Origin of the sequence: Verrucomicrobium sp. BvORR034 (assembly GCF_000739635.1) — a bacterium.
GTDB lineage: Bacteria > Verrucomicrobiota > Verrucomicrobiia > Verrucomicrobiales > Verrucomicrobiaceae > Verrucomicrobium.
In genome coordinates, this window is sequence record NZ_BATQ01000056.1 from 160,188 (window position 1) to 168,186 (window position 7,999).

At 60.8% G+C, this 7,999-nt stretch carries 5 protein-coding genes; 3 read left to right on the forward strand and 2 right to left on the reverse strand.

Annotated features, from left to right (window positions below):
- Positions 1-104: 104 nt before the first annotated feature.
- From BV034_RS10730 to BV034_RS10740, 3 genes are all read left to right on the forward strand, one after another.
- Entirely contained in the window at positions 105-4,115 is a 4,011-nt protein-coding gene (locus BV034_RS10730; protein WP_050026841.1) for a PVC-type heme-binding CxxCH protein, read from the forward strand.
- 108 nt (positions 4,116-4,223) lie between these two features.
- Positions 4,224-5,279, forward strand: coding sequence for a nitronate monooxygenase (locus tag BV034_RS10735; RefSeq protein WP_050026844.1), 1,056 nt, complete (start codon positions 4,224-4,226; stop codon positions 5,277-5,279).
- 36 nt (positions 5,280-5,315) lie between these two features.
- The gene (locus BV034_RS10740) at positions 5,316-5,681 is read left to right on the forward strand and encodes a cupin (protein WP_050026846.1); all 366 of its coding nucleotides are present in this window, start codon (positions 5,316-5,318) and stop codon (positions 5,679-5,681) included.
- 10 nt (positions 5,682-5,691) lie between these two features.
- On the opposite strand, the gene BV034_RS10745 is transcribed toward BV034_RS10740, so the two are convergent.
- Together BV034_RS10745 and BV034_RS10750 are read right to left on the reverse strand one after the other, a co-directional pair.
- On the reverse strand, positions 5,692-6,957 hold the full coding sequence (locus BV034_RS10745; RefSeq protein WP_265592858.1) for an O-antigen ligase family protein: 1,266 nt from the start codon (positions 6,955-6,957) through the stop codon (positions 5,692-5,694).
- A 285-nt stretch (positions 6,958-7,242) separates the two neighbouring features.
- Positions 7,243-7,999, reverse strand: a 757-nt coding sequence (locus tag BV034_RS10750) for a sulfatase-like hydrolase/transferase (RefSeq protein WP_265592859.1), incomplete at its 5' end; no start/stop codon positions are given.

The following is a 7,999-nucleotide window of genomic DNA, read 5'->3' on the forward strand; positions in this document are numbered from 1 at the left end:
GCAGCGTGGCTCTGTGTTGCCTCTCTGGAATCAACTGAACAAATAATGCCGCAAACTCCGTAAAATGTGTCCGGCAAGTGCCGGAGTTTTCCTTACTCAAGTTCATGAAACCCACGTTGTTCACCACACTGCTCACCCTGGCGATGGTAGGAGGGCTTCATGCCCAGGCACCCGCCCGGCTGGATCTCAAGCCCGGCGATCACATCAGCATCCTCGGCAATACGCTCGCAGATCGCATGCAGCATTTCGGCTGGCTCGAGACGCTGATTTACAGCCGGTTCAAGGAGGACAACCTCGTGGTGCGCAATCTCTCTTTCGGTGGCGATGAGGTGAACACCTGGCACCGGGTGGACAACTTTGGCACACGGGATGAGTGGCTGGGCAAAACGGGCACGGATGTGATCCTGGCTTTCTACGGCTTCAACGAGTCATTCAAAGGGTATGAAGGCATTGATGCCTTCAAGAAGAACCTGGAGAAGTTCCTCAAGGATGCCAAGGCTCAGAACTACAGCGGCAAAGGCGCGCCGCGGATTGTGCTGGTATCTCCCATCGCTGCAGAGAAGCAGACAGATCCCAACGTGCCTGATCCAGGCGAAAACAATACGAACATTCAGAACTACACTGCAGCCATGTCCGAAGTGGCGGCTGCGGAAGGCGTCCAGTTCGTGGATCTCTACAAAATCTCCCAGAAGCTCTATGCAGAGTCCAAGACCCCGCTGACGTTCAATGGCATCCACCTCAAGGACGAGGGATACAAGGCGCTGGCCCCGGCGTTCTTCGAGGCGCTCTTTGGAGAAAAAGCTCCTTCTTTGGACGGACTGGAAAAGCTGCGCGCCGCCGTGGTGGACCGCAATGAAGCCTGGCACAATCGCTACCGCACGGTGGACGGCTACAACGTGTATGGCGGCCGTTCCGCCCTGGCCTACCAGCCGGGCAAAGGCGGGTTCGTCAGTGATCGCAATGCCCCGGCCCCCTACGTCTCCAACTACAAGGTGATGCAGGAGGAGATGACGGCGCGTGATGTCATGACCGCAAACCGCGACAAGGTCATCTGGTCGCTCGCCAAGGGCAAGGACGCGAAGGTGGACGACTCCAACCTGCCGGCCGTAACTCCGGTGGAGACCAACAAGCCCGGCGATCTGCCGGACGGCAAGCACACCTTCCTGAGCGGTGAGGAATCGATCAGCAAGATGAAGATGCCTCCGGGCATCAAGGTGCAGCTCTTTGCGGACGAAAAGATGTTCCCGGAGCTGATCAAGCCCGTGCAGATGGCCTTCGACACCAAAGGTCGTCTCTGGGTGGCCGTCTGGCCGAACTACCCTGAGCGGACGCCCACCAGCACGAAGGGGGACAGCCTGCTCGTCTTTGAAGACACCAACAACGATGGCAAGGCGGACAAGTGCACGCCCTTCCTGGACAATCTGAACTGCCCCACGGGGTTCCAGTTCTACAAAGACGGCGTTCTGGTGATGAAGTCTCCGGATCTGCTCTTCGTCCGTGACACGGACGGTGACGGCCGCGGCGACAAGACGGAGCGTGTGCTCACAGGCCTCTGCGCCTCCGACTCGCACCACGAAACCAACTCCATGTGCTATGAGCCCGGCGGTGCGGTGTACTGCTCCGACGGTGTGTTCCACCGTACCCAGCTTGAGACCGCCGCCGGTCCGGTACGCAATACAGATGGGGCCATCTATCGCTACGAACCCCAGACTGGGAAGTTCGAACGCTACGCCGCCTACGGCTTTGCCAACCCACATGGTCGCGTGTTCGACTACTGGGGCAACGACATCATCACGGACGCCACCGGGAACGCCAACTACTATGGCCCCGGCTTCAGCGGCTTCCTGAGCGAAGGCAAACACTCCAACTACCAGCAGTTCTGGAACCGCCCGTCCCGCCCCTGCGCTGGCACGACCATCCTGAGCAGCCGCCATTTTCCCGAGGGCTTCAAGGATAATTTCCTGAACCTCAACGTCATCAGCATCCAGGGCATCTTCCGTGTGAAGGTGACCGAGGAAGGCTCCGGTTTCAAGGGCGAGAACATCGAATACGACTGGAACGGTGAGAAGCTCACCACGCTGGTGGAGACCTCCCCGAAGGACAACGAGAAGTTCCGCCCCAGTGCGGCGGCCGTGGCCCCGGACGGCTCCCTGTTCTTCAGTGACTGGAGCAACTCGATCATTGGTCACATGCAGCACCACCTGCGTGACCCCAACCGCGACAACATTCACGGCCGCATCTACCGTGTGACCTACGAAGGCCGTCCGTTGCTGGAGCCCAAGAAGATCGACGGCGAGCCAGTGGAGAAGCTGCTTGACCTCCTCAAGGAGCCGGAGAACGACGTGCGCACCCGTACAAAGATCGAGCTGCACAAACACGCCACGGCAGACGTCATCGCTGCGACCCAAAAGTGGATGAAGCAGTTTGACCCCAACAAAGTGGAGGATGCCCACCACATCCTTGAAGGTCTGTGGGTCCATCAGTGGCACAATGTGGTGAACCCAGAATTGATCGCCACCGTGTTGAAGTCCCCAGAGCCCCGGGCGCGTGCCCAGGCCGTACGCGTCGTGTGCTATCAGCGCGATCGACTTCCGAACGCTCTGGCGCTGCTCAAGACCGCTGCCAACGACCCCAGCCCCCGCGTGCGGCTGGAAGCGGTGCGTGCCGCCAGCTTCTTCAATGGTCCGGACGTTCCCAAGGCACTTGAAGTCGCCTATGAGGTCCTCAAGTACGACACCGACTACTACCTCGACTACTGCTTGAAGGAGACCCTCCGCCAGCTGCAGTCGCTCTCCAAGGAGAAGGTGTTGCCAGCAGAGCCTGCGGTGCTTGCCGCCCTCATCACCCGCATGGATGACAAGGAGCTCGACGCCCAGCCTGCGGTGGAAGCGGTGCTGGTGGCGAAGCTTCAGCGCAAAAGCTACGACCTCGCCAAGCGCGACCGGTTCCTGAAGGAGCTGGCCCGCCTCCGTGATACAGATCCGGTGACAGAACTCGTCACGGCGATCAAGACCCTGGACGGCAAGGATGGTGCAGACGCGGCGGTCGCGACCGAGCTCGGCAAAATGTTGGTGGGCACTCCGGCAGCCCGATTGGAAAAAGTGATCCCGCAGGTCACGGAGCTTGCCAAAAGCGCGCGCATGCCGGCCGTCAGCCGTGCTGCGTGGGCGACCCTGATCATGAAGGATCGCAAAGCAGATGATGTCTGGGCTGCCTCGGCTGACTCAAAGTCACGCCTCGCGGTGGTCTCTGGCCTTGCTCTGGTGACGGATCCCGCGGTGCGTGCCGCATTCTACCCGCAACTCACCGCTCTGCTGGCCGATGCCAAAACCGAAGGTCCGGTGCGCAAGGCGGCCATTCTGGCCCTCCCTTTGACGGCGGCTCAGAATGCTGAGGCGGGCTTCAAGGTGCTGGCCAACGAGTTGAAGGAAGGTCGTGAACGCGCGGCGGTGGCGGGTGCGATGATGCAACTGCCCCGGACCAGCTGGGACAAGGCTGCTGCTGGGGATCTCGCCCAAGGCGTGCTTAACTATGCGAAATCGGTGGATGCCAAACGGCGCGCAGATCAGGACTTCGTGGAGCTGAACCAGCTCGGCATGGAGCTGGCTTCGCTCGCGGGGAACAGCGGTTTGCGCAAAGAACTGCGCAGCCTCGGTGTGAGCGTGTTCGTCATCAAGACGGTGCACGAGCAGCTTCGCTTCGACACCCAGCGCATCGTGGTGGAGAAGGGCAAGCCGTTCGAGATCCTCTTTGAGAACACGGACGTGATGCCTCACAACCTGGTGGTGGTGGAGCCGGATCAGCACCTGAACATCGGCATGGCTGCCATGACGATGTCCCCGAACGACAAAGACAAGAAGGGGCGCGCGTATCTGCCGAAAGACTTCAAAGTCCTGGACGCCACTCACATGCTGGAACCCGGTCAGAAGGAGAAGCTGCAGCTGAAGGCTCCTGACAAGGAAGGCAACTATGAGTTCGTCTGCACCTTCCCCGGCCATGCCATGATCATGTGGGGCCAGGTGGTGGTGACTGGAGACGTGGAAGGCTATCTTCAGGCCAATCCCGTGCCTCATCTGCCGATGGCCACCATGCCCGCGGCACCTCCTGTGAAGTAACTCAGGTCGTCAAGGCGATCAGTCGATCACACGCAAGGGGGAGGAGATGGCTGCGGCCGTTTCCTCCCCCCTTGTCATTTTTCGCGGTTTCAGGTAGACCTCTTGACTATGTCCACCGCCGCATTTCGGGATCTGCTGGGTACCGACCTCCCCATCATCCAGGCGCCCATGGCGGGTGCCCAGGGGAGTGACATGGCCATTGCCGTGTCCAATGCCGGGGGCCTGGGCTCCCAGCCCTGTGCCCTGCTCAGCCCGGAGGCCATGCGGAGTGAACTGGAACGGATGCAGGCCGGCACCACCCGGCCGTACAATGTGAACTTTTTTGCTCATCGCCAGCCCGTGTTCGATGCCGCGAAAGAGGAGGCGTGGCGTGGCCTGCTGCGACGTTATTACATGGAACTCGGGCTGGAGGAGCCGGCGGTGCGTAGAGAAGGGGAGCGGGAGCCATTTGGGGCGGCGCAACTTGAAGTGCTCTCTCTTTTTCGTCCACGGGTGGTGAGTTTTCATTTTGGACTTCCAGAACCTGCGTTGCTGGAGGGAGTGCGGGCACTGGGGGCAAAGGTGCTGTCTTCTGCCACCACCGTTGAAGAGGCGATGTGGCTGGAGCAGCAGGGAGTCGATGGCATCATTGCCCAAGGCCTGGAGGCGGGAGGGCACCGCGGGCATTTTCTTTCCCATGACCTCACGGTTCAGATGGGCACCTTTGCGCTGCTTCCGCAGATCGTGAACGCGGTGCGCGTGCCAGTGATCGCTGCAGGTGGGATTGTGAATGCCCAAGGGGTGAAGGCGGCACTTGATCTCGGCGCGGTCGCTGTGCAGTCGGGCACGGCTTATCTTCTCTGCCCAGAGTCGCGCATCAGCCCCAACCACCGGCAGGTGCTCACTGGACCTGAGGCCCGGCACACGGCGTTGACAACTCTCTTCACCGGTCGTCCTGCTCGCAGCATTCTGAATCGGATGATGCGGGACCTCGGTCCACTCCCTCCCTCCGTGCCTGAGTTTCCTCTGGCCGGGAACGCCGTGGCCCCCTTGCGTGCTGAAGGCGCCCGTCTGGGGTCGGGTGACTTTTCACCGCTATGGGCGGGGCAGAATGCCTCCGCCTGCCGTTCGGTCTCTGCAGCCGAGGTCACTCTCGCCCTGGCGGCCGGGGCGGTTCTGGACTGATCTGTCCTCTGTTAACACCTCTATCCCTTCCTCCTTATGGCTCAGCTCATCTCCCATCCCACCCGCATAGAAGCCGTCGGCCTTCCTCCCAAGATCATTGAGGAATATGTCGGCCACGTGAACACCGGAACCTCTGCGGTCAGCATTGCCCGCATGCTCAGCCCCCAGGGCTGGAGCGAACCCGGTCAGACCCCGGAGTTCGATGAATACACGGTCGTCCTGAAAGGCACCCTTCAGGTGGAAACACGCGCTGGTATCTTGCAGGTCTCAGCTGGGCAGGGGATCATTGTTCACGCGGGCGAATGGATCCGGTATAGCAGTCCAGAGCCCGAGGGGGCGGAGTACATAGCGGTGTGTCTGCCCGCCTTTTCGCCTGCGACGGTGCATCGGGACGAGGGCTGACGTGGGGGGCTCAGCCCTTCCGATCCACCCGGATGCGCACTGGTATGGGCACAGCTTCATCCACCAGCGATGACACGGCCACTGGCGGAGTCTGCCGATACTCTTCCCGTCGTCGGTTCCGCTCTAGGGTGGTGGCCATGGCGCTGGAGACCGCGAGGGGGAAGAGGATCAATACCGGTTCAATGCGGGTGATGGTCATCACGCGAAAGGGCATGGTGCCGTCGCACATGAGCCCCACCATGCCGAATGCCAGCAAGGCCAGCCAGACCGCATCGCCAGAACGCCACCAGACCGACCACGCCCGCTCCAGGCCCAGCCCGAGAACGGCGAAGAGCCAGACGGCTCCCAGAAGACCACTGTGGTAAAACGTGGACGCATACATGCTGTGCGCATGGAAGGCGAGTGAGCCGGCCTCTTCGGGCGGGAGAGCTTCTGGAGCCCAGAGACCATGACCAAGAAACACGTGGGCTGGCTCCACCATCCGCTTGCTGATGGCGCTGTAGATGGCCATCCGGCCAGAGTCACCCCGTTTGACGAGATCCACCATGGGGCCGAGGGGGCCTGTGCTGGCTCCAACCAGACCCGTGCCATAGAGCATGGCCACCAGGATGAGAGGAGCGGCCAGAAGCCAGCGCTTGTATTTGGGACCAGTAAGAACCATCACCAGCGTTCCCGCCACGGTTGCGATCATGGCGCTGCGGCTGGCAGAATAGAAGACCCCGGCCAAGAGAATGACCGAGGTGCCCCACCAGACCCAGAAGCCCGTTTTTGTTTCTGCACGCCGGGCCAGGCCCAATGACAACACGCCGGCGAAACCGCAGGAAAGCCCCGTGAGTACGGGGTTTAGCCCGTCCGCGTAAACGAGGACGTTCTTGAACCGTTCGATCGGGAAAACAGCCTGTCGGATGCCGTAGTGCACGATGAAGCTCAAGAACGTGGCAGCCGCGGCCACCACAACGACGGTCTTGAGCATACGCGAGAGACGGAACTTGCGTCGGGCAATGGCCAGTGTCGGGATGGCAAAGAACGTCGCCAGCAGCACCAGGTTCAAAAGGGCGGCGAGGACTTGCCAGCGGTCCGGCAGGGGATCATCCAGCGTGATGATGGAAGTCACAAGCATGACCACCGCCCCACCCAGCACCACGGCGGGAAGTGGCTGGGATACCAGAATGTGGCCCACTCGTTTCCGGTAGGATGCAAGGAGAGGAACCACGCCCAACAGGGTGAACCACGCGATCTGTAATTCCCCGTAGCGAAAAACGAAGAATCCTGCCATGAAGCCCACAAGGGCCAACCAGAGAAAAAAGGAGCGATGCTGCCGCAACCACAACCGCAAAGGCGTCCAGGAAGGAGGGGGAAACGACATCATGCTGGAGGGAAAGACGCCGGGCTCATGGTAGCAAAATTTGTGCCTCGTCTGGAGCAACAGGCAAGATGACGAAAGTGTCGCTTTCGTTACCCGTTGACTCTGAGACGCGCATTGACAGCGAGCGGAGATCCCGCCCGGGCTCTATCGTCTTTGGCAGCGTTGTGGGTGGCGTGGAGATGGTCAAAGGATAGCCTATTCCGGCCAGTTCTCCTGGATCATACCATGCATCTCAGCCCTGGCTTCAGCGTATTTGGGATCGCCAGCCAGATTGCGTGTCTGTTGGGGATCGCCTTCCATGTCATACAGTTGCACGCCATCCGCCCCATCTTTGCCCCACTCAATGTATCGGTACATGAAGGTGCGCACGGCATATCCGGTCATCTTGCCCCGACGCACCTCCGTGAAAGCTGCCGGTTTGACGGAAACCGCCGAGCCTTCCAGCAGAGGAGTGAGACTCTTGCCATCCAGGTAAGCGGGGGCTTGAAGGGCAAAGAGATCCGCAAGCGTGGGATAGAGATCGAGTAGCTCCGTCGGGGTCTCGACCGCGGTGCCATTGCGGGCCGCACCCGGTGCTGAGATGATGAAGGGCACCCGGGCCGACTGCTCAAAGAGGCTCTGCTTCTGCCACATGCCGTATTCCCCCAAGTGGTAGCCGTGGTCGCTGGCAAACACGATGACGGTGTTCTTGGCCAGGCCCAGACGATCCACCGCATCCAGCAGCCGTCCCACCTGGGCATCCATGTAGCTGGTGGCGGCATAGTACGCCTGGATTGCCTCTTTGCGTTGCTGGTCGGTCATCTCCTCCTCATTCTTCTTGGTGGTGATGGCCGGTTTTGGAGTTTGTTCCGCGAACCCTGCTGGGGTGGAGGGCAGGGGAATCTGGTCGAGAGGATACAGGTCGAAGTATTTCTTCGGTGCCACATAGGGCGTATGGGGCCGGTAGAATCCC

What these genes read in the sequence shown, in the direction of transcription:
- BV034_RS10745 (WP_265592858.1), bottom strand. Translation starts at nt 6,957, where the DNA reads ATGGCAGGATTCTTCGTTTTTCGCTACGGGGAATTACAGATCGCGTGG.
- BV034_RS10730 (WP_050026841.1), top strand. Translation starts at nt 105, where the DNA reads ATGAAACCCACGTTGTTCACCACACTGCTCACCCTGGCGATGGTAGGA.
- BV034_RS10740 (WP_050026846.1), top strand. Translation starts at nt 5,316, where the DNA reads ATGGCTCAGCTCATCTCCCATCCCACCCGCATAGAAGCCGTCGGCCTT.
- BV034_RS10735 (WP_050026844.1), top strand. Translation starts at nt 4,224, where the DNA reads ATGTCCACCGCCGCATTTCGGGATCTGCTGGGTACCGACCTCCCCATC.